This window comes from Paenibacillus litoralis, assembly GCF_046244365.1.
GTDB lineage: Bacteria > Bacillota > Bacilli > Paenibacillales > NBRC-103111 > Paenibacillus_V.
Genome location: NZ_CP176395.1, coordinates 7,318,031 through 7,339,637 on the forward strand (window position 1 = coordinate 7,318,031; position 21,607 = coordinate 7,339,637).

Sequence of the window (21,607 nt, forward strand, 5' to 3'; positions counted from 1 at the left end):
TACAAATTAGGTTTTAAAATACTTCTTACAATTATTTCTTCTTGCCGATTAAACACAACTTTGTATCAGTGACTTTACTTTTCGAGGTCTTCTGCTTCATGAAAATTCCTCAGCACCTTTTTGGCTTCGTGACGGTCTTGAACTTGAAGCTTATTTAATATATTCGTGACATGGTTGGCGATCGTTTTCGCGCTCAAATGCAGACGGGATGCAATTTGTCCATTCGAGTATCCGTCCGCAATCAGCTCAAGCACCTCCGTCTCTCGGCCCGTCAGTTCGGAGAGCGCCGGATTTAAGGGCTGTGCCTGCTTCGGCATCGTAAAATAATGCATCATGCGTGCTGCGATATCGGAGCTGAATACAGCACCACCGCCACCAACTATTCGAATGGACTGCAGCAGCTCCATTTCCCCAGCATCTTTAAGTACATAACCTCGTGCTCCCATTTGCATGGCCATAAAAACGGACTTGTCGTCTTTTAGCATCGTTACGATGAGTATTTTTTGTTCAGATTGCTTCTCCCTGATCATTCTCGTCGCTTCGATACCGTTAATGCCAGGCATCCGAATGTCCATGACAATGACATCAGGCCGCAGGGAAAAGGCCAACTGCACCGCTTCTTCCCCGTTTGAGGCTTCTCCTACTACTTGCAAATCTTCTGTAGTTCCAATTAAGTTGCGCACGCCTCCGCGAAATAGCGGATGATCGTCTGCGAGCAAAATTCTCACTTTATTTCCTCCCCACGCAGTAGCGGCAGCAGCGCCATTACACGCGTACCGCCAGTTTCCAATCTTTCAAATATGCATTGACCGCCAAGCTCCCCCGCTCTCTCGCGGATTGAGGTCAGTCCGATGCCACCATTTCCTGATGACTTCATAGGAACAGGAAGGCCTTTCCCGTTATCGATGACTTCGACTTGCAGCTCTTGCGCCGGCGTCAACCGTATATGTACATCACAAGCCGTTGCCTCAGCATGCCTTATGACATTAACTAATGACTCTGTTACGATGCGATACACCGCTACCTCCACCGCTGCCGGCAAAGCTGGAAGCGCCTCCAATACGTGTAATTTCACACATATCGGGTCATTATGCAGTGTAGCTGCCATTTGACCGGACGTCTTCAAGATCTCGTCAATGCGTGCCTCAATAGAGCCCAACAGCCCAAACTCGTCCAGCGTCGGCGGGCGCAAATCGTGTACCATTGTACGGATTTCGTTTACGGTCGTTCGGATGACCTGCCTCAGCTCTCCCAGTAGCCCGATCGCCGTATCCGGACTTTTTCGAATATACTGTTCCGCAGCCGCTACGTTAAACGCGAGCGACATCAGACGCGGCGCAAGATCGTCGTGAAGATTTCTTCGGATTTGCCTTCTCTCTTCCTCACGAGCAAGCACCAAACGTTCGCGCGATTCCTGCAAATCTTTGGCCAATAGTTCCATACCAGCAGTCATATTTATATTTTTGGCGATCGGCACGGTCTGGCGAAGCAAAATATCCAGCAACTTGCTGTCTTCCGTGCTGAATGCCTCTCCTGGCGAACGACTCGACAGCCAGAGCGTTCCGAGCTCTTCACCGCTGTGAATAAGAGGAAAACCGTGCATATCATACTTTTTTTCACCGACGGATATCGCCATCGTCTCCTGACCGTTCATTCCTATCGAGATGCCGACATGCGGAAGCCGAAGCGCGTCTTGAATCGTTCGAGCGACGGCATCTAGCACCCGTTCGGGCGCCATCGGTTTTATCAGGCTGTCTCCGAGCTCGACTAGCACGGCAAACGGGTCATCGTGCCTGCCTTTCATCAACCGATTCACGATACGCTGAAGCCACTGCTTCAGTGGTGCGAAGAGAATAGCGACGATGGAGGTTGCGAGAAGGGAGATGATATAACTTTTCTCCGTCCGGAACACGCTGCTTAAATATAGTACAGATGCGGAGTAGACGAGTACGATGGCAAGGGACAACACACCGTAGACAATCGTCCGGTTGACGAGCGGATCGATATCCCACAGGCGATGACGAAGGATGGCAAATGCAAGCGTCAAAGGAATAATGGACACAAATACATGCAAAGCGACAGTTAAATAAATGTAGGAGGCCGGGCTGAACGCTGTATCCGAAACAAAAAAGGCACTTATTCCGAAAAAACCGAGAAACGAAATTGTGACGCCGTAGACGACCCATTTCGTCTGCTGCCGCTGCTCGGCATTGGAAACCTTCCTATATCGATAAATTTGCGAATAAATGATACTGCCGATGGCAGTCAAATAGTACAGGATCCTCGCTGTTTCGGACCATTGATGCAAATTGATACTGGTATCCGGGAATAGGAAGCTGGCAAGCTGAATCACGCTAAACGGGATCCATACGAAGAATGTCCAGGAAGGTGCTAGCTTTCCGCTCGGAAACAATAAGAAAAACAAAAATAACGTCATCCAGCCGACAGTGCTGATTCCATCTGGCCACCTCTGCAGCACCTCACTTCCTTCCGAAGAAAGATAGACGAGCGAGGGAAACGTAGTACCATACGCAACGAGGGCGAGCACCGCAAGCTTCCCCATCCTCTCCCGCCCGCTCTTCCAAAGGATGATGCCCGCACCTGTATAAAAGAGGAATGCAAGCCCGCAGTCAATCGCGACGAGAACCACAGCATACGAATCGACCGTTAAGTTGTTCTGATTCAATACCTCCGTCGTGGTCGGTGGCGGAGCCAATGAACCGCATGACTGCAGGATGCATTGACTGTGCAGCTTTTCATAATAGCCTGAAATACTGCTAATGAGAAAAACAACGATTATGGCGCTAATTGCAACCATAAGCGCCTGCAATAGCCATTCCGTTTGACTGCTGAGTTTCTTGCTTATCTGTCTCATATTCCCTCCTACTCGCCAAGTTTAGCTATATGGAAATTATAATCCCTGACCCAGTATCTGTATATGACTTGCGGTTTACTTCCCGGATCTACCCATAAATCTTCCTGTCTCCGCTAGGTAGGGGATACTCTCGTTGACGGGAACGATCATTTGGTACAATTCGTTACAAGGAAGTCAATAAAGAGTTGGAGGTTGGTCAAAATGACAGTAGAAAAAGTAGTGAAATTGCTCGGATTTATCTGTTTCTTAGCTGGAATCGTACGAATCGGAATGACACCGTCGTCGCTCATCTGGGGAGATGACAGCACGCCGGAAGTGATTTGCGGGTTTATCGCTTGTATCCTCATGGCCTTCAGTTCCATTGCGCTGTATATGGCACAATCTAAGGAGACTGGCGTATTGGGATTTATTTCCACAATGCTTATCATGATCGGCAATTTGCTTGTTGCATCTAACTTTTACGGTCTGTTCGCATACGGCGAATATGCCGAAAAGGGGCAGTTGTTCGTTGATCTTACCGGAGCTGTCTCCGGTATGGGGATGCTGCTCGGAACTATCATTCTGATGATCGTTACTTTCAGAGCAAAGGTATTTCCTCGTTGGACGATTATCCTTTTTATACTCATGCTCGTATCGTTCGGAATGCCGGGGCTTGAGAGATGGTTCGCCTTTTTCTGGGGCTTGGTGTATGTAGGGATGGGCTTTATGGTATGGACAGGAAATTTTTTCCCAAAGGCGAATACAAAGAAATTAACCGCTTAATTACAAGCAAGGAACTCCGGCCGTGTGGTCAGAGTTTTTTGCTTTTTTTAGCGCAATGTAAGGCTCAAGAATAAACCGCAATCATATGCGGTTCTTGTCATGTTCTTGAACTTAAATATGGGTATGTGTGGGGGTATGGACATGGATATTGGTGTCTAGTCTTCATGAACGAGAACCATTGCTCCTTTGTTCGTATCCGTAGGAAATAAAGCAAAAAACGTGTACCAACACAAATGAAATATATCCATTAACGATGGAACTAACGTTTTTGTTAGCATAACAACGGCTGCCCTAGGGCAGCCGTTTCATGTCTTAATGAAAGTTCACCATGCCGCTTCCTCTACACCATTGGATTTTTGGCTGTTGTTCCAAGTTCTGCACAGCTTCCATGGCCTACGTCTAACTAGGCGGACTCATCTTTCACTTTTCCTCCTTGCGAAGCCTTTTTAACGATGCGGCTTGATGTTACGGCCTAGTATGATGCTATCCCTGTCTCAGACAAGTACTATTGTCGAAGCGGTTTTACGCACAGATTTCACCATACGTAAGCAACCTAGCTACAAGAGTAGCATGGTCCCTCCCTTGGTTGGAATTGCAACATCTAGATAATATATGCCTCTGGGCACGTCAGCATGCAAAAAGGCTGCCTTTCGGCAGCCTCTGGCGCTTGGATGCACCACTTTTTAAGGTATTTTAACGACGAGTTCACTGAGATAATTGGTTGTGGATACTCCTTTAGGAGGACCGAATTCGAATTCTACAGACTCTGCATATTTACCGATAGAGTCACTAATCTGCAAGGAAATCGGCGCATGCCCTTCTGGCACCCATCTGGCAGTAGCCTTGTAGCGGCCAATCGGTATTTGATCAATGCCCGCTCCACCTGAAATCGGACCTCCGCGCTTCGTTATCGTATGACCTGCACTGCCATCGAGCAGCGGGCCGACGGGTGTCAGTGTTACTTCCAGATCGCTCATATCGAACTCCGGCAGCGAATCGTCCGATGCTGTAAAAGACGGATAAATATAAATCTGTCCATCAAATTTGCTCCAAGTAAAATCACGGACGGCTCCAGTACTTCCCGAAAGCGGAAGATCCTTGTCAGCGTTTAAATGGAAGGTGTAATTCATTCCATTGAATGATTTAGTTACATCGGCGCCCATATGCCATGAAGTAGCTAAGTGAGGCAGCTCGATCCGATAGTGTCCCGATTCATCGGTAACTCCAAGGATATTGCTGTCATAAAGCAATGTATTATCGGCAAAAACGACGATATCAGGGATGGGATGACCTTTTGCATCGCGCACATAACCTTTGACGACATAGGGCTCAGCTACCTCTTTCACAGGATCGGGGATTGGAGCAGGAGAAGGGACCGGTGATGGTGTTGGCGTAACATCTGCATCATCAATCCGAACTGTCGCTTCGTTGCCGCTCCTGGAGTAAGACACCTGGTACCCGCTGTTTTCCGCTACAAAGCGAAGTGGGACTAAGGTGCTGTCATTCAGGATTTGGGCAGGGACATCCAAGCTCACGTTTTTTCCATTCACGACTGCGGTGGTGCTATTAATTGTCAATTCAATCGTGAGACCATCCTTGATTCCAATCGCCTTTTGGGACCATTCAGTTTCCTTCCACTGAACCTCGAAGCCAAGCGTTTCGAATAATTTACGGAACGGCACGAGTGTTGAACCATCTTTCAGTATCGGTCTGACTTGATCAAACTGAAGCTCTTGGCCATTGAAAAGCACATGAATCAGCGGACTTTCTGAAGTTGGAGCTGGGGTTGGTGTCTGAGGTGTTGGCACAGGTTGCGGAATCGGTGTTGGTGTTGGTGTTGGTGTTGGTGTTGGTGTTGGGCTTGACGAGCCAGTAGTTTCCCCTGTTGTCATCGGACTTTTATATTTTATCGGTTTGGAAACAATGGTACCTTGCGGAGTCAAAATTTCTAAGACATAATATTGCGTTTCCTTGATCGTGCCGTTATCGCTAGCGTACAGGTCTAGGTTAAGCTCACCCTCAAATTCACCGACAGGTTCTTTAATATCCTTACGAAAGCCTGGGTCGATGATGATGCTTTCATGTGTTGTACCGCTTGACGATGTAACAGTTTTATCCTGTACAATGCCGAGCAGCCACCCCGTTGTTACATGGTTGGTTCTCCATACCCCTTGGTAATTATCCTTACCATAAGCATCCGTGGAACGTAGTACGACAGAATTGATAACCGTAGACTGAGCTAGGCTCAGCCGCAGCTTGAAGTGACCATCCTTGTTGCCCTCAGGCGTAAAATCAGCTGCACCTACAATGTCAGATGACGTATCAAGAAGACTGAATTCCTTGATCTGCACGCCTGAAGGAGGCGTCTCGCCAAAAGCGCTGGCGATACTGCCGAACGCCAAACAGCCCGCCAACAAAAGTGTGATTGCAGAAGTTTGTTTTCGTTTACTGAATTTCAATGTCATAGGTTCAATTCTCTCCTTTTGAAAATACATTGTATTTATTCAAATAAGTCCAGTTAACTGCTACTTACGCTTCCGGTTTGGCTTCTGGCTTGGCTGCTATAATCACTCCCGGTCTTGTGGTTTTCGTCGCCTCTGGCTTCGCTTCAGGTCTTGCACTAACCGTTGCGGGAACCGCCATTGACGCAAGCAATGCAACCCCTAAAATCCATTTCAATGCTTTGTTCATCGTTATAACCTCCAACTGTTGAGTTTGCTTTCTGGATTTATCATACAACACGTGAAATTCACTTTTCTTGAGACACAGCTGGGAAATGTTTAGGAAAAACTCGTGAAACAGCTGGGAAGGTTTTCGGGAATATAGATTCATTCATCGAGCAAGATCACCTTCTCCTCCAACCTGCTTAAAAAAAGCGTTCACCCGGTTGAGTGAACGCCTAATTACTTCGAAACTTTATTTGTTACTTCAAATCTCTTTGTCAACTTCAAAACATATTTGTTAGCCAACTCAATGGTTGTTAGGCTCGTCCCCGGCTTGACATCCTCCCCCCCACGTAATAAAATATTTTTACGTGAAATATTATTTATATGAGGTGCACTGGCTTTGACTACTCCTGAAATCGCCGAAACTTATGTTGTTCAGTCGCCCGCGCAGGCCATGGCGCTGCTCAATCCGCTTCGTGCGGAGCTGCTTGCGTTGATGGCGGAGCCCGCTTCGGCGGCGGAAATCGCCCGCGGGATGGGGGAAACGGCGCAGCGGATCAATTACCATCTGAAGGCGCTCGAGAAGGTAGGACTCGCCCGCAGGGTAGGAACCCGCCAAGTCCGCAACCTCGTGGAAGTACTGTACCAAGCGGCGGCCAGAACATTCGTCATCGCCGATTCGCTCGGTTTCCAGCCGCAAGCGGCGCAGCAAATGCGCGACCAAGGCTCGCTCGCCCATCTCATCACCTTGTCCGATCGGATGAAAGCCGATGCTTTGACCCTTATGGAGCAATCGGACCGGGAGGAAAAGGTGCCGAGCGCTTCGCTTGCCTCAACGGTGCGATTGGCAGACGAACGCCAACGCGAAGCTTTTATGAACGAATATGTCGCATTAGTCGAGCAGTTGGTCCGCAAGTACGAAACGACAGCCGCGGACAACGCAAGCGCCTATCGGCTGCTTGCCGCCGTGTATCCCGATCCGCTTAAGGAGGAGTAAGATGAACGACTCGAAAATAGCTTCCGCCCCCGACAATGTGGTGCCTCTGCCGAAGCGCGAACCTAGCGGCGGCGCGGATATTATGCCGAACGTAACCGTCCGTACAATCGGCAGCCGGCAAGAGGGCTCGCCGGCGCAAATCGTCGTCGTATCGTCCGGCTTCGGTACGATTCGCGAGGTTGCTGCGCCGCAAGGACGCGGCTCGGGCAGCCTGCGCATCAACAGCATGCTGGCTGCGGCGTAACATCGCCGTTAGACCATGTAAACCATTCAAGGAGGGATTACCATGAGCTTTATTCCAATGGTTGTGGAGCAATCCGGCAGAGGTGAACGTTCCTACGATATTTATTCGAGGCTATTGAAAGACCGGATCGTCTTTCTCGGCAGCGAGGTGAACGATCAGGTTGCGAACGCGATCATCGCGCAGCTGCTTTTCCTGGCTGCAGAGGATCCGGAGAAAGACATTCACTTGTACATCAACTCGCCGGGCGGCTCGGTTACCTCCGGATTCGCGATCTACGATACGATGCAATTTATTAAACCGGACGTCGCCACGATCGGCGTCGGCATGGCCGCTTCGATCGGAGCCTTCCTGCTCATCGGCGGCGCCAAAGGCAAGCGTTCGGCGCTTCCGAACGCCGAAGTGATGATCCACCAGCCGTGGGGAGGCGCGCAAGGGCAAGCGACGGATATTCAAATTCGCGCCGACCATATCATCAAGACCCGTAAGCTGCTTAACGGCATTATGGCCGAACGCACCGGACAGCCGGTCGAAAAAATCGACCGCGACTCGGATCGGGACTATTTTATGAACGCGGAAGAAGCGCTCGCCTATGGGGCGATCGATCGGATTATTACGCAATAAAGCATTCCCGTCCCTTGTCCATGACATCGCCCCGTTTCCACTAGCGTGGAGACGGGGCGATGTTTTGACGCGCTTAACCCGCAGCTACATGCGTACGATAACCGAACCTCCGCCGGCCGAAACGACCCGGCTCTGCTGCTGTTCTATCGAGCGCAGCAGTTTATTGTTTTCCTCCATCAACTGAATGAGTTTATCCAACCGGCTATCCAGACTAATCATGATTTGCATAACCTGCTGCGCATTCGGCGGTGCAGGGACGTTTCCGGACTGGTAAGGCGGATAAGAATGCCAGTTCGCGTTCATCCTTCCTACACCTCCCTGGACATAGACCTCTGTACTCTATATTACGTTTAGCGCATAGAAGCGTTCGCCTATTTTGCACCGGATTCGACTTCCCTAGTGACGATGAGGCCGGTGATGGTCATGATCGGCTCCTGAAGTCCGTCGTTCCGGCAAAATAAAAACGGAATGAACGACGTCCTCCATCTCTTCCGAAAGTTTCTTCGAAGATGGCTGACAATCCTCATTCCGTTCTATGAATAGATGACCGGTTCACTTACTCTTAAGCTTCTGCGGCTTGGCGGCACGGATCGCTCGATCCTGCTGCAAGGATTTCCGTTTGGGCTTGCTAGACCTTTGCAGCGGAGGATGGTTTCCGTTCCGTTCCTCGATCCTATCCTCGTTCGGCCAGCACAATACGTGGCAAATAAAATCCGTATCCATCATGCGGAACGCCGCCTTTACGGATAATTTTCCGGTAATTTCCGTCTCCGCTACACATGCTCCAAGTATCGCTCTTTCATCAACGCAATCGCGTCATCGCCCGCCATCGCCCATATATCCTTGTTGAAAATCTCCACTTCGATCGGTCCTTTATAGCCGGCCGCTTCAACCGCATGCCTGATTTTGCGAAGCTCGATGACGCCGTCCCCCATCATCCCTCGGCCCATCAAAAGATCCGGCGTCGGCACGATCCAGTCGGACACGTGGAAGCCGAGAATACGGCCGGCCGCGCGGGAAATTTGGCGGTACAACTCCGGGTCCCACCACACATGGAAAACGTCGACCACCACGCCGACTTGATCCGGACGGTAACGCTCCGCGATGTCGCTCGCCTGTGCAAGCGTGTTGATAACGGATCGTTCCGCTGCGTACATCGGGTGAAGAGGCTCGATGCCCAAGCGAATCCCGCATGATTCCGCATAGGGAACGAGCTGCGCGATGCCTTCCTCCACCATTTGCCGGGCGCCGGCGATATCGCGGTCCGGAGCCGGACCGCACACCAGCACCAGCACCTCCGCACCCAGCTCGGCCGCCTCGTCTACCGCGCGCCGGTTGTCGTCGATTCTTGCCTGGCGCTCGGCAGCCGTTGAGGCAGGAAACATACCGCCGCGGCACAGGCTCGATACGTGCAAGCCGGCGTCCCGGACGATTCGCTTGCTGGCGGCAAGCCCCGCTTCCGCCACTTTATGGCGCCATAATGCGATCCAGGAGACTTCCGCCCGCGCGCAGGCGTCAGCCGCTTCCGCCAAAGTCAATTTGTCCGTGGTGATTTGATTCAAGCTCAGCCGATCAAACGTCGTAAGCCGTTCCATAGGATTCCTCCGGTCTTAGGTTTCGCAGCTGGTTCCCCATCCGCCTTATGATTCGATGCCGGCCAGCGCCAAGGCGTGCTTCATCCGCCGCGCCGCCAATTCCGGGTTGGCGAGAAGCCCCGCTTGATCGGCCAGAACGAACAGCTCGGCCAAATGCACGATGGAACGCGCGCCTTCCGCGCCGCCGATCATCCGGAAATGGTTCTGGTGTCCGTTCAAATAGGCCATGAACACGATCCCTGTTTTGTACGCATAGGTCGGCCGCTGAAAAATATGTCTAGACAAGGCTACCGTCGGCTGGAACAAAGCGTCGTACCGCGCCTCATCCCCTTCGTCGAGCGCGCTGATCGCCGCCGCGGCCACCGGGGCAATGGCGTCGAATATCCCCAGCAGCGCATGGCTGTAACCCTGCTCGTCTCCCCGAATCAGCTCCGGGTAATGGAAGTCGTCGCCCGTATACATCCGGACGCCCGCAGGCAGAAGACGGCGCATGCGCACTTCCTTGTCCGCATCGAGCAGCGATATTTTGATGCCGTCCACCTTGTCCGCGTGAGCGTTAATGATACGCAAACAGACATCCATGGCGCTGTCAAGATCGCGCTCTCCCCAATAGCCGGCCAGAGCGGGGTCGAACATGTCGCCGAGCCAATGCAGAATCACAGGGCGGGATACCTGCCGCAAAATACGGCCGTACACCCGCTCATAATCTTCAGCCGAACGGGCACAGGCCGCCAAGGCACGGCTCGCCATCAAAATAACCTGCCCGCCCCGGCTCTCGATAAAGTCGCATTGTTCTTCGTAGGCAGCCTCCACTTGCTCCAGAGTCACCTGCGGCCCGGGAGTCAGATGGTCGGTGCCGGCCCCGCAGGCGATTTTGCCGCCGACGGATTGGGCTTCCTCCAGCGAACGCCGGATCAGCTCTTGAGCCCGAAGCCAATCGAGTCCCATCCCGCGCTGGGCGGTATCCATCGCTTCCGCGACGGACAGCCCGAGCGACCACAAATAATGGCGATAAGATAAAGTCGCTTGCCAATCGATCGCAGCGTGGTGGAGCGGTTCCGCATCCGCCAGCGGATCGCATACGACATGAGCCGCCGAAAATGCGATCCGTCCGGTCAACGGCTTGCCGGGAGGCGCGACGGGAAGACGGTCGCTAAGGGCATACGTGTAGAGCGATCCTCCCGCACGTGGAAGCTGAAGCGTAAATGTCATGTCCGTATCCTCCTATAGCGTGAGCTTAGGGACGTCGAGCCAGCGGCGCTCGCTCCAGGATTGGAGCCCCAATTCCGCCATCTGCGTTCCTTTGGCACCCTCCAGCAAATCCCAAGGGAAAGGCGTTCCGGTAACCAGATGCTTCAGGAACAGCTCCCACTGCACCTTGAAGCCGTTATCGAACGTTTGATTGTCCGGAACCTCCTGCCACTGCTCCGTAAACTTGAACGGGTTCGGGATGTCCGGATTCCAGACCGGCTTCGGCGTGGCGACCCGGTGCTGAATTTTGCAATCCCGCAAGCCGGCGACGGCGCTTCCTTCCGTGCCGTCCACCTGAATCGTAAGCAGATCGTCGCGGTCGACGCGCACCGTCCAGGAAGAATTCGCCTGAACGACGATGTCGCCGTCGAGAAGGAACGTCGCGTAGGCTGCATCATCGGCCGTACAGCTGTAGGCGGCTCCCCGTTCGTCCACGCGTTCCGGAATATGCGTGACGCCGACACACGAGACGGCTTGAACCTCGCCGAACAAATTGTCGAGCACATACCGCCAGTGCGCGAACATGTCGACGATGATGCCGCCGCCGTCTTCCTTCCGGTAGTTCCAGGAAGGACGTTGCCCCGGCTGCCAGTCGCCTTCGAACACCCAATAGCCGAATTCCATCCGTACGGACAGAATGCGTCCGAAGAAGCCCGAGTCCACCAGCCGTTTCAGCTTGAGCAAGCCCGGCAAAAAGAGCTTATCCTGCACGACGCCGTTCTTGCAGCCCGCTTCCTTGGCGAGGCGCGCCAGCTCCAGCGAATCTTCGAGGCTTGCCGCTGTCGGCTTCTCGCAATAAATATGCTTGCCTGCGGCAATCGCCTTCTTGATGCTCGCCGCGCGGTGCAGCGTCGTTTGGGAATCGAAATAAACCGTGTTATACGGATCCGCCAAACATGCGTCCAGATCGGTGCTCCAGCGCTGTACGCCATGCTTTTCGGCAAGCGCTTTCAATTTATGTTCCTGCCGCCCTACCAGGATCGGATCGGGCATGATGACATCGCCATCCGGAAGCAGTACTCCTCCTTGATTGCGAATGGCCAAAATCGATCGGATCAGGTGCTGATTCGTCCCCATTCGTCCCGTTACGCCGTTCATGATGATTCCTATCGTATGCGTCGTCATGGCAATGCTCCCTTCAAATGTCCTTGCTGCATACGTAGAATTTTATAGCATACCCGGTATACTGTCTTATCAAATGAAGAACCTCGTTTGCAAATTCGGAACTGCTTTACGGAAGGCGTTCACCGCTCTCTCCCCTATTCCAGCGGAGCCGCTTGCGTATGATATTGCCGGTATTGGTGGGGGGACATATGCACCGCTTGCTTAAAGTTCCGGTAGAAGGTGGGAAGCGTCTCGTAGCCGACCTCGAACGCGATGGACACGATCGCCTTATCCGTTTCCGCCAGCATGGATTTCGCCAGCTCGATCCTGACGTCGGACAAGTACTGCGTCGGCGTTATGCCGTATTGCTCTTTAAAAATCGTATTGACGTATCTTGCGCTGATCCCCATCCGCAGGCCGATCACGTCGGCCGACAGCTTCTCGAAATAATGGGAATTGATGTAGGCGCGGATCCGGTCCGCCCGCAAGCTGTTGGAGTCGGCTGCCTGCGACTGCATGCTTCTCGCGATGACGAGCAAAATTTCGATCAAGGCGATTCTGATCGCCAGCGGATACAGCGAATCCTGCTTCGATTGCTCGAACAGCATCTTGCGGAGCAGCTGGCGCAGCTCGTTAGCGGTAAACGAATTCAGCTTCCTGTAAGCGGACGCCGAGAAGGAAGCCTGCAGCAGACTGCCGAGGGAATCCGCTTTGAATATGCTCGCGTCGAATGCAAGAACAAGCAGCGTAAGCCGGGAGCTCGATTTGACGGAATGCTTGGCTGACGGAGGAATAATCAGGGCATGATCCGGTTCAAAACGGTACTGCTGCTGCTCCAGCGTAACGGTTCCTTCGCCTTCGAGCGAATATAAAATCTGGTAAACGTCATGGAAATGCTCGTTTACGATATCGCCTTCCTTATGCTTGCTTTCATATAAATTAATGCCGCATTCCGGCAACACGATTTCCTTGAACCTGCTCATAGCCACTGCGCCTCCCTGCGTAAAAGGGTGTGTGTTCGGGATTCCGAATGATTTCCATATTCTTATTCTCCAGCGCCAGGCAAACCCCTTTTTCACTTAGCTGCGCGGCAAAGATGCCATCAAGGATAAACGGCTTCGCCGTCCTTTTAGGGACAAGCGCGTTTACCGAGATTTAGAGCGACTTCCTCGATATACTTTCTGATAAATGTACGGAAAAACGGCTGCCTCCGATGTTCGGAAGCAGCCGCCTTACCTGTCTCAAAGCTTTTTGAACGTAATACCCGGACGAGATACCGTCAGCTTTTCGAAGCCGGACTCCGTAATCGCATAGCTGTCCTCGATGCCGACGACGCCGACGCCCGGGAATGTGAATTTCGGTTCGATCGCGATGACCATGCCCGGCTCCAACGGGTACGTAAACCCTTTGGCCAGGACCGGCAGCTCGTCGATCTCAAGGCCGATGCCATGGCCGAGAAACTTCACCTGATCCGCGCCATAGCCCATAAAATGATCGGCAAGCCCTTCCTCGCGGGCGATCCTCAGCGCATTCGCATACAGGTCCTCGCATATCGTTCCCGGCTTCAGCAGTTCCTCGGTTTCACGAAGGATGCGCTCGGACACCGCATAGGCCCGGGTCAGCTCTTCGCCAAGCTCCCCGATTACGATCGTCCGCGTCTGATCGATGACGTAGCCGTCGATGCAGCAGCCGATATCCACGAGCACCGGCTCGTCCCGCTCGATCCGTTTGCGGCCGCAGCTTTGCGGAGCTGCTGCGCTCAGCCCTTGCCCTCCTGCCGGACCGTCGAAGTAAGTCGGCATCGCGGCGGCTGCGCCGGAGCCGACCATTCCGGTAATCAGCTCTTGGTTATACCCGCGCATCCGCATCAGGCCTGCGTGTCCGTGAAGACGCGCAGTCAGCTCGATCATGCTCATCAGCTCGAACTCGTGCATGCCGATTTGCACATGGTTTACCGCCTTCTCGAAGGCGATATCGATCACATGCGCCGCCTCTTTGATTTTGGCGATCTCCGCCGGCGACTTGATCATGCGCGTCTCCCGGACCAGCAGCGAGCCGTCCGCCCAGTTCGCATGCGGAACCGCCGCTTTGAGCCGCTCGAAGGCTTGAACCGGGAGCACGTCGTACTCCGTTGCCAGAATCGGGCTGCGCCCGTTCTCGAACAGCTGCGGGGATTGCCGTTTCAGCCGCTCGCCGAAGCTTCGCATGGAACCGAGTTCCTCGATCAGCACGGCCGACTCCTCCTGCGCCCTCACGACGCTGCGGCGGACATAGAAAACAGCCTCTCCCTCGGCGGGAATAAACAGATAGCCCGTCTGCATCGTTCCCGTAAAATAATAAATGTCGACGTTCTGCGTCACGACAAACCCGTCGATTTGTTTACGCTGCATCTTCTCCTGCAGCCTCTGCAGGCGAGACAAATAATTAATCATGCGTACCGGACCCCTTTCTCCCCTGATTATACATGGAAAAAGTGCCGATTCCTATCGGGCCGGAGGGAAATACACAGGCGAGCGGGCAGTAGAACCGGAAGGGGAGACGGCCGTTCGCTTGCGTTCTCGAGAACCGTCCAGGTAAACGAAACCTCTGCTCGATACTCAAGCGGTTCTTTCCTCACCCAGAACCGCCTAGTAAACAACTTCCGACGCGCTTTTGATGTCCCAAACAATCGGACCCATCACGGAAAACGTACGCGGGTACTCAAGACGAACGATCAGGATGACGCCCGGGCGATTCAGAACAACGGAATAGCCGGTTGCCGGGTGAACGAACGAATAGGGAAACGTTTCGTCCGCATTCACGACCCGGCACGTCAGCACGTCGACCCGCGCTTTAAAAAACGTCCCGGGCTGCGGCACGTTAGCGGTATCCAGCCGCAAGTTGCGCTGCACATACTGCAGCGCCGTCGCCTCCGCACGCGCCGGGTCGAGCGCCACGACACCGCCTGCCAGCCGCTCCAGATCAAGCTGCTGGGCAGCCGCGTGCGTTGCATAATTGACGCCGTGCTTGGCCCTGAACAACGTCTGCATGGCCAGCTCCTCATCCGTCTGGAGCGCATGCAGAGTCATGACAAAAGCAAGCACGAACATATACAGAATCAGCTTGTACATCCGTACATTCCACCATTCTTCTCCAGGAGGAAACGAGGCAGTTGCACGCGCTGCCCAGCGCTCCAGCCACCCCTGCTAATCGATGCGATAGACAGGCATTACAATTCGGCGGGAACAGCATCGCGCCACCCTTCTCCCGTTTGCCTTCACGGCACGTATTCGCTCATTTTGAGACCGAATGCGGATATGCGCCCGTTATCGGGCGGGAGCGTCATGCCCACAAGCCGGTCGATACGAAACGCATTGCCGAACGGATAGCTGATTTCCAGCTGAATGCCGATGCCCCGCCGTACGGGAACGCTTGGATTGGTGCCGTCCGCACCGTTAGTCGTCGTAACCGAATAGGTCAAGTCCGAGGGCGTAAACCCCCACGCTCCGAAACGGGTGCGGGACTCTGCGATCATCGCGGCGTCGATATAGCCGTGGGCTCCGTTCGCTCCGATCTCCAGCAAATAATCGGCCTCCTTTTGCAGGACGGCTTGTCTGACCAGCAGCACATGCTTATAAACCGGAGCGAACATGACCCAGCAAAGTACGGCTGCAAACATGACGAACATCAATATTTGTTTCACGACCGGCCTCCTTCCCCCGCATCCGGCTACGGATTGATTCGCTGAATCGTCGCGTTGACCCTCGCTCCGCCATCGCGCACATTTTGCTTGCTGCCTCCTGGCCCTCCTATCGTCGTGTTATAAATAGCGATTACGACGATAATCAGCATGACCGTAATCAAGATCTCCCGCATCTCCCCGTCTCCCCGCTACGGCTGAAGCGCGTTAATATCGGTATTGGCCGTAGAGCCCTTCGTCTGAATATTCGCCCTTATCCCCGTACCGCTGTTATTGACGATACTTGTAAACAGCAACGCAACGACAATCAGCATCATAACCGTAACTAAAATATTTCTCATTTTTTCTTCCTCCTCGTAGCATGCAAATTGGGTTAACCGTAATCCGAATCCGGTGACAAGGATAGCGAACAATAGGCGTCTCAATCCCGCAACGTGTCAATTCAACGTTTGAAACAGCTGCTGGCCTTCCTGCACCCATGGATAAATGAACAACCGGAACGTGTTAAGAATCGGAATGCCTGCCAGAACGAACAGCACATACGATGCCGCTTCCTTCCGGCTTGCTTTCAGAAGATCGAGCTTATCCTTGTAGTCCTGAATCCGCTGCTTCAGAAGCTGATAATACGCATCGCTCTCGTTCTGCCGGATTGCGTTCAGCGTGTCGCCGAAGGAATAAGCTTCATCGGTGCCGACTCTTCGCTTGAACGCTTGTATAGCCTCCTCCGCATCGTGGTACCACTCGTTAAGCAGCAAATGAAACTCGCTGCGGATCGTCCTCGCATGCGGCAAGCACCGGGCCAGCTTGCTGTGAAGGTTCCATTTGGAGCCGCCGTAATAAAGAAGCTGATGGCTAAGCACATAAATTTCTTTAACGATCCGATCGGACCGCTGCTTCTTGAGCGCCCGAAGCGTCAGCTTATCGAACAGCAGCAGCAGGCCGAATGTAATAGCGCCCGCTAACACGTAGGCGGGAGGCAAGTACATCGTGAACGAAGGCTTGCGAAAACCCATATAAGCGGCAGCAGCGGCTGACCCGGCTGCCGCTATGCCGATACGCCGAATCGCCTCGTACAGCCAAACATGCAGCGGCAAGCCGATTCCGTCGAGCAGCTGCTGCTTTTCTTCGCCCGCCTCCGGACCGGGTGAAACGAGCAGCAGGCGCAGAAGCCGCGCCGGCGGTATTAGGCGCTTATCCGGCCCCGTCCATTTGGCGATTCTCAGCCGCCGCTTTCGGTAAGGGATCGTTTGCAGCGCGTAGTAAAATGCGATAAAACCGAACGCTCCGAGCATCGCGTGCGCGGCCATGCTAACCCAGGCCAACTCCGCCCAATCCAGCATGATCTTCCTCCTTTCTGCCGCCGTAATGCGGCGCAAGCCCAAACTGCCGGGACGCTCCTCTTACATCCGCCGCATGGACAAATAAATGCCCATCAGCAGCGAAGCGAACATCAGCAAGAGCGCATCGAGCAGCATATTTCTGCCTTCCGGATCGATGAAATAATACTTGTACGCATTTTCATAATTGATTTGGAAATTGACGAACAGAAAGACGCCCAAGAAGAAGATCGGCGAAAAGCTGGCTATCCGGATTTCCAGCATCCGGTTGCGCTCCGCCTGCTCGAATAGCTGCGCCTTGCGCATGTCGGCGATCAAATCGCGTAAATTATCGCTCACGTCGACGCCTTCCGCCAGCCCGATTTGCAAAATACCGGCAAAATATTCGGCCCAAGCATGGCCAAGCGACATCGTAAAAATCCGCAGGCAGTCTTCTGTAGAACGGTCCGTGGATAAATGCCGGTGCAGCTGCTCGAAAACCGGCTTCATCGGATGGCGAATGCGGTTATCCGCGATGGAGGCATGCACGACGTTCCGGATATTTTTGGACGGCGCCATCACGTAATATTGGTAGAACAGCTCCACCGCCGGCAAAAAATCAAGGCGTGTCTTCACATACAAGTTAAGAAGCCGGAAGCGAAGCAGCAAATAAGGCAGCGAAGCCAAAATGACGCCGGCCGTAACGACCCCCTTCAAGGAAACGAATACGAAAACGCCAAGCGTCAAGCCAAGCAGCAGAAGCGCTGCCGAACCGGTCACGAATGCCGGTATCGACAACCGCAATCGGGTCGATTCCAGCAGATCGGCCAAATGTCCGTAGACATGCCGGTACCGGGACAAATAACCGGCAAACCGCTCGCCTGCGGCAGCCCGCTTGACATGGATGAGCCTAGACCGCACGGTACGCCTGCTAGTCGCTGCCGCCAGCAGTCCGCGGACGCACACGAAGCAGAGCAGCGCGAGCAGAAGCAACAGGGACGCTTCGGCAAGCGGCATCGTCGCCTTCAGAGCGGCCACCCCCTCTCGGCAAGCATGAGGCATCCGGTCGGGTCGAAGCGCCTCATTCTCTCCTTCGCCCGCGGCGAAACGCGCATCGGATACGTCCACTTCCCGGTTGCCGGGCTGTACGCCACCCAATCGCGCAGCGCCACTTCCCCTTGCTCCCAGCCGTATTCGGCGATGCGCACAAGCTTTCTTTTGCCGCCGACGATCGCCATCTCGAAGCCGATTTGCGTCACGAACTCGGTGATCCGCTTCACCAGGCGGGACGGATTCATGCCGCGCCCGTCGAGCATGCACATGTCCGTTATCGCGTCGGGTACGTCCTCCAGCGCATTGACATGCACCGTCGTGACGCTTCCTTCATGTCCGCGCGTGCACGCCCGCACATAGATGTTCGCATCGTCGTCGCGAATCTCGGCATGACAAATGCGCTTGGGGGATTGGCGGAGCGCAAGCTTGAACGCCTGCTGCGAGCCGTGCTTCGGATCATCCTCGTCGACCTCGTACTCGACGACGTTCTTGTCCGGGAAGTCCCGCTTCAGCATCAGCTCGTACCGGGACTCGATCGTGACGATCCGCTCGTCATCCGGCATTTCTGCGATGAACGCTTTGATCAGGTTCGTCTTGCCGGAGTTGGTCGGACCGATAACCACCATATTGAAATACGAGCGCAGCACGCACCGGATCAGCTCCATAATCGGCTGCTCGATCGTCTCGAACGACGGCGCGCAAAGCGCCGCCAAATCGTAATGCATGACCGTATAAAAGCGGATCGTCAGCGTCGGCTGCGCCGTGTACCCGAACCCCGTCATCGTGACCCGCGAGCCGTCCCGCAGCGTGACCTCCGCCCAACGTTTGCGAGGATTCAACGTATCGCTGTTAAACAGCACGAGATTTTGCTGGATGCGCTCCAAGTCCTTGACCGATTGCATCCGATGGGGAGAGCGGACCGGCGTGCCGCCGCGCACTTCGAAAATATCGCGGCCGACCGCTTGAATTTCTTCAATTCCCTCCCTGTTTTTCAGAATGAGCTCCAGTACGTTCATTCCGATCACCTCGGCAAAAATCGCTTCGGCCACCGTCTCGTACGTCCTTCCGGGGGACGGTAAATCGTGAATACGGCGTTTGGCCAGCAGATCCTGAATGATCGCCATCATCGCCCTGCGCTCGTCTTCGTAGCCAAGCACGGCCCGGTTCAGCATATCGCCGTACTGCTGGCGCTCCTCCTCCGTTCTGCCGCGGGCCGAAGCCAGCTCTCCGCGAATATCCGCGGCAAGCTTGAGAAACGAATCGTCACGGGCGCTTTCCTGCTGAGCGGCCGCTCCCGGTCCTGCCGCCCGGCCGGCTTCCGACTCCCTACGCTCTCCCGCATAGGCAAGCAGCGAAAACTTATTCGCTTTCAACGCCGCTCACCTTCCTCCCCTCCTGACAATAATCGGCCACGCCGTCCTTCCGGGATCGGCGCGCTCGCCGGAGAAGCCTCGTTCGGCAAGCGGAACTCGACCTTTCGGAACGTGGAGCGCCATCCCGAAAGCCACCGCTTCATTCGCGTGCGTTCCGTCCGGCCGGCAGAGCGCGGCAGGCCCCATTGCCGGATCCATCTGTCGGCCATCCGAGCCGCCGGCTGACGGATCGGATGGTCGCCCGTGAACAGCTCAAGTATTTTCCCTTCGTTCAAATAGCCGGGAATATCGGGAAACCGGGCGATTTCCGCCGCCAATCGCATGCCGGTCTCTTTGCGTACTTCCTTCGCGCGTATGCCGTTCAGCATCGACCGTTTGTCCAGTTGATTGACGACCAGATCCAAACTTCCGGATGACAGTCCGAATATCGGACCTACCGTGTGCACCCACCGGTGCATATCCTCTTGAAAATGGGAGATCTCTCCCGTCGTAACGGCTACCCGGACATCGGCATGAAGCATGACGCAAACCGTCGCGGCATTATCCCAATAGGCATTTACCTCAACGACGCAGACATCGAAGGCCGATCTTGCCGCTTGCAGCAAGCATTCGATCTCCTCGGGACGAAAAAACTCCGCCTGCTCCCTCAGCATATTGCCGTATAGCACACGAAGCCCCGGCACGCCGCGAACCGGCTCGCACAAGCCGTATAGCCGGTTCCCGTCCAGCCGCTGTGCCTTCAATTCGGCGCGGATGCCGTCCAGCGTAGCCGCCGCGCTCTCTTGCCCGCGATAACGGTGAAGCTTCGAGCTTTTCAGATTGAGGCACATATACCCGACGGAAGCCTCGCTGTCGAGCGCCAGCCGCACCGCAGCGCCGTACGACACGAGCGTCGTTCCGATGTTCGGGGTCGTGCCGACGAATGCGATCAGCTTGCCGCCTTCATGACGTACCGCTCCGCCAAACAACCATCGCCCCGCTTCCTCCGCCATCGCTTCCGCCGACCGTTCCGGCTGCAGGGCGGCAATCCCCAGCCGCTCGCAAAGCTCCCTCACCTCGCTGTTGCCTCCTGCATCGCTTCCCTTGTCGAGCAGCAGCATACGCGAAGCATCGCCTTCCCTGTTCGCCGCTTCCGCAATATCCTCCAGCCGCTTCAGCCCGAACCGTTCCGCCTGCACGATCATGCGTTCGAAACCGGCTTCGCGGCAGGCCGAGAGAAACAGCTCCTCGCGGTTGTAAAACGACCATTCCACACCCGGCCGGGTCCGCGCCAGCAAAGCCGCTTCAAGCTTTTCATCTCCCGATAGAACCGCAATACGCATATCCTTCTTCCTCTCCTGTTTATTGGCCAGGCAACATCTCGACGATCGAGGACGAAGCGAAAGCGATGACGAGCCTCGCTTTCTTGTCGCGGCATGCTTCGTCGATCGTCAGCCACTCCTGCTCGGTCAAATTCAAGTTGATTTGATCGATCGCGCCGTTCGCCTCCCGCCTTGCCGCATACATCTTTTCCATATCGCCGCTGGCGCGGGAATACAGATTCGGATTTTTGGGATCGTCGATCTCCACGTTCGCCGCCGACTTGACCGATGCGACGACGACATCGTGCCCGAACAGCGGCCGGGAGCCCTCCTTGCCGGATACGTAGAGCTTGACGGCGTCCCCGGCGCGGATGCCGTTGGACAAGGAAAGCACATATTCCTTCGGAATTTGAAACGTCGCCTGGTCGCCGCGCGGCAGCAAATGGAAGCGGTCAAGCTTCCAATCCAGGACCGGCTCCCCCCGTCCGAGCGGGAGCAGCGCCTCCTTGCCCGCCGCCGCATCGATGGACGCTACCATCCCCTCCCGGTACGACCCGCGCACGACCGGCTTCAACTCCATCATATCTGCCGTCAATAACGTCCCGGAACGAATGAAGTCCTTCGGCACGACGACGTCCACTGTCTCCTGCAGCCTAAGCTGCTTCAACTGCAGCTGATAAACGCCATACACGAGAACGCAAGCGAGAAGGCCGGCAATCAGGCTGATCGTCACGCTGCGTCCGCGGTTCAACAACATAAACGCACCTCCT

At 54.5% G+C, this 21,607-nt stretch carries 24 protein-coding genes; 4 read left to right on the top strand and 20 right to left on the bottom strand.

Going from position 1 to position 21,607, the window contains the following annotated elements; genetic code table 11:
* Positions 1–74: 74 nt before the first annotated feature.
* Positions 75–728 carry a response regulator gene (locus ACKGJP_RS30895; protein ID WP_409342588.1) on the bottom strand — a complete coding sequence of 218 codons (654 nt, stop codon included), beginning with the start codon at positions 726–728 and terminating at the stop codon, positions 75–77.
* Positions 725–2,875 (bottom strand): sensor histidine kinase, encoded by a 2,151-nt coding sequence (locus ACKGJP_RS30900; protein WP_409342589.1) that lies wholly within the window; start codon positions 2,873–2,875, stop codon positions 725–727. Before ACKGJP_RS30900 ends, ACKGJP_RS30895 begins: the two co-directional genes overlap by 4 nt.
* A 201-nt stretch (positions 2,876–3,076) precedes the next feature.
* On the opposite strand from ACKGJP_RS30900, the gene ACKGJP_RS30905 reads away from it, so the two are divergent.
* Positions 3,077–3,637 carry a hypothetical protein gene (locus ACKGJP_RS30905; protein ID WP_409342590.1) on the top strand — a complete coding sequence of 187 codons (561 nt, stop codon included), beginning with the start codon at positions 3,077–3,079 and terminating at the stop codon, positions 3,635–3,637.
* Between the two features lie 683 nt (positions 3,638–4,320).
* On the opposite strand, the gene ACKGJP_RS30910 is transcribed toward ACKGJP_RS30905, so the two are convergent.
* Positions 4,321–6,102 carry a copper amine oxidase N-terminal domain-containing protein gene (locus ACKGJP_RS30910; protein ID WP_409342591.1) on the bottom strand — a complete coding sequence of 594 codons (1,782 nt, stop codon included), beginning with the start codon at positions 6,100–6,102 and terminating at the stop codon, positions 4,321–4,323.
* A 64-nt stretch (positions 6,103–6,166) separates the two neighbouring features.
* Positions 6,167–6,328: a hypothetical protein gene (locus ACKGJP_RS30915; RefSeq protein WP_409342592.1), complete on the bottom strand. Its 162-nt coding sequence runs from the start codon at positions 6,326–6,328 to the stop codon at positions 6,167–6,169.
* A gap of 375 nt (positions 6,329–6,703) precedes the next feature.
* On the opposite strand from ACKGJP_RS30915, the gene ACKGJP_RS30920 reads away from it, so the two are divergent.
* The 3 genes from ACKGJP_RS30920 to clpP are packed head-to-tail and all read left to right on the top strand — an operon-like array spanning position 6,704 to position 8,165.
* On the top strand, positions 6,704–7,300 hold the full coding sequence (locus tag ACKGJP_RS30920; RefSeq protein WP_409342593.1) for an ArsR/SmtB family transcription factor: 597 nt from the start codon (positions 6,704–6,706) through the stop codon (positions 7,298–7,300).
* 1 nt (position 7,301) lies between these two features.
* On the top strand, positions 7,302–7,544 hold the full coding sequence (locus ACKGJP_RS30925; protein WP_409342594.1) for a hypothetical protein: 243 nt from the start codon (positions 7,302–7,304) through the stop codon (positions 7,542–7,544).
* Positions 7,545–7,586: 42 nt separating this feature from the next.
* A complete protein-coding gene (clpP, locus tag ACKGJP_RS30930; RefSeq protein ID WP_409342595.1) occupies positions 7,587–8,165 on the top strand; it encodes an ATP-dependent Clp endopeptidase proteolytic subunit ClpP in 579 nt (192 codons plus the stop codon).
* An 84-nt stretch (positions 8,166–8,249) separates the two neighbouring features.
* Here clpP and ACKGJP_RS30935 read toward each other — a convergent pair whose 3' ends face one another.
* The 16 genes from ACKGJP_RS30935 to ACKGJP_RS31010 all read right to left on the bottom strand — a co-directional run bounded on the left by ACKGJP_RS30935 (position 8,250) and on the right by ACKGJP_RS31010 (position 21,594).
* The gene (locus ACKGJP_RS30935; protein WP_409342596.1) at positions 8,250–8,468 is read right to left on the bottom strand and encodes a hypothetical protein; all 219 of its coding nucleotides are present in this window, start codon (positions 8,466–8,468) and stop codon (positions 8,250–8,252) included.
* A gap of 249 nt (positions 8,469–8,717) precedes the next feature.
* On the bottom strand, positions 8,718–8,891 hold the full coding sequence (locus ACKGJP_RS30940; RefSeq protein ID WP_409342597.1) for a hypothetical protein: 174 nt from the start codon (positions 8,889–8,891) through the stop codon (positions 8,718–8,720).
* Between the two features lie 47 nt (positions 8,892–8,938).
* On the bottom strand, positions 8,939–9,760 hold the full coding sequence (locus ACKGJP_RS30945; RefSeq protein ID WP_409342598.1) for a sugar phosphate isomerase/epimerase family protein: 822 nt from the start codon (positions 9,758–9,760) through the stop codon (positions 8,939–8,941).
* Between the two features lie 45 nt (positions 9,761–9,805).
* Positions 9,806–10,972, bottom strand: a complete 1,167-nt coding sequence (locus tag ACKGJP_RS30950; RefSeq protein ID WP_409342599.1) for a dihydrodipicolinate synthase family protein — start codon at positions 10,970–10,972, stop codon at positions 9,806–9,808.
* Positions 10,973–10,984: 12 nt separating this feature from the next.
* The gene (locus ACKGJP_RS30955; protein WP_409342600.1) at positions 10,985–12,136 is read right to left on the bottom strand and encodes a Gfo/Idh/MocA family protein; all 1,152 of its coding nucleotides are present in this window, start codon (positions 12,134–12,136) and stop codon (positions 10,985–10,987) included.
* Between the two features lie 134 nt (positions 12,137–12,270).
* On the bottom strand, positions 12,271–13,098 hold the full coding sequence (locus ACKGJP_RS30960) for an AraC family transcriptional regulator (RefSeq protein ID WP_409342601.1): 828 nt from the start codon (positions 13,096–13,098) through the stop codon (positions 12,271–12,273).
* Positions 13,099–13,356: 258 nt separating this feature from the next.
* Positions 13,357–14,547, bottom strand: a complete 1,191-nt coding sequence (locus ACKGJP_RS30965) for a M24 family metallopeptidase (RefSeq protein ID WP_409342602.1) — start codon at positions 14,545–14,547, stop codon at positions 13,357–13,359.
* A gap of 195 nt (positions 14,548–14,742) precedes the next feature.
* Positions 14,743–15,225 carry a hypothetical protein gene (locus ACKGJP_RS30970; protein ID WP_409342603.1) on the bottom strand — a complete coding sequence of 161 codons (483 nt, stop codon included), beginning with the start codon at positions 15,223–15,225 and terminating at the stop codon, positions 14,743–14,745.
* Positions 15,226–15,371: 146 nt separating this feature from the next.
* On the bottom strand, positions 15,372–15,797 hold the full coding sequence (locus ACKGJP_RS30975) for a hypothetical protein (protein WP_409342604.1): 426 nt from the start codon (positions 15,795–15,797) through the stop codon (positions 15,372–15,374).
* A 26-nt stretch (positions 15,798–15,823) separates the two neighbouring features.
* The gene (locus ACKGJP_RS30980) at positions 15,824–15,970 is read right to left on the bottom strand and encodes a hypothetical protein (protein WP_409342605.1); all 147 of its coding nucleotides are present in this window, start codon (positions 15,968–15,970) and stop codon (positions 15,824–15,826) included.
* Between the two features lie 15 nt (positions 15,971–15,985).
* Positions 15,986–16,135 (bottom strand): hypothetical protein, encoded by a 150-nt coding sequence (locus tag ACKGJP_RS30985; protein WP_409342606.1) that lies wholly within the window; start codon positions 16,133–16,135, stop codon positions 15,986–15,988.
* Positions 16,136–16,231: 96 nt separating this feature from the next.
* Positions 16,232–17,134 carry a hypothetical protein gene (locus ACKGJP_RS30990; protein ID WP_409342607.1) on the bottom strand — a complete coding sequence of 301 codons (903 nt, stop codon included), beginning with the start codon at positions 17,132–17,134 and terminating at the stop codon, positions 16,232–16,234.
* A gap of 60 nt (positions 17,135–17,194) precedes the next feature.
* On the bottom strand, positions 17,195–18,148 hold the full coding sequence (locus tag ACKGJP_RS30995) for a hypothetical protein (RefSeq protein ID WP_409342608.1): 954 nt from the start codon (positions 18,146–18,148) through the stop codon (positions 17,195–17,197).
* Complete coding sequence (locus ACKGJP_RS31000; RefSeq protein ID WP_409342609.1) at positions 18,136–19,536, bottom strand: ATPase, T2SS/T4P/T4SS family; 1,401 nt, start codon at positions 19,534–19,536, stop codon at positions 18,136–18,138. Before ACKGJP_RS31000 ends, ACKGJP_RS30995 begins: the two co-directional genes overlap by 13 nt.
* Complete coding sequence (locus tag ACKGJP_RS31005) at positions 19,533–20,858, bottom strand: CpaE family protein (RefSeq protein WP_409342610.1); 1,326 nt, start codon at positions 20,856–20,858, stop codon at positions 19,533–19,535. Before ACKGJP_RS31005 ends, ACKGJP_RS31000 begins: the two co-directional genes overlap by 4 nt.
* Positions 20,859–20,877: 19 nt before the next feature.
* The gene (locus ACKGJP_RS31010; protein WP_409342611.1) at positions 20,878–21,594 is read right to left on the bottom strand and encodes an SAF domain-containing protein; all 717 of its coding nucleotides are present in this window, start codon (positions 21,592–21,594) and stop codon (positions 20,878–20,880) included.
* Positions 21,595–21,607 lie beyond the last annotated feature (13 nt).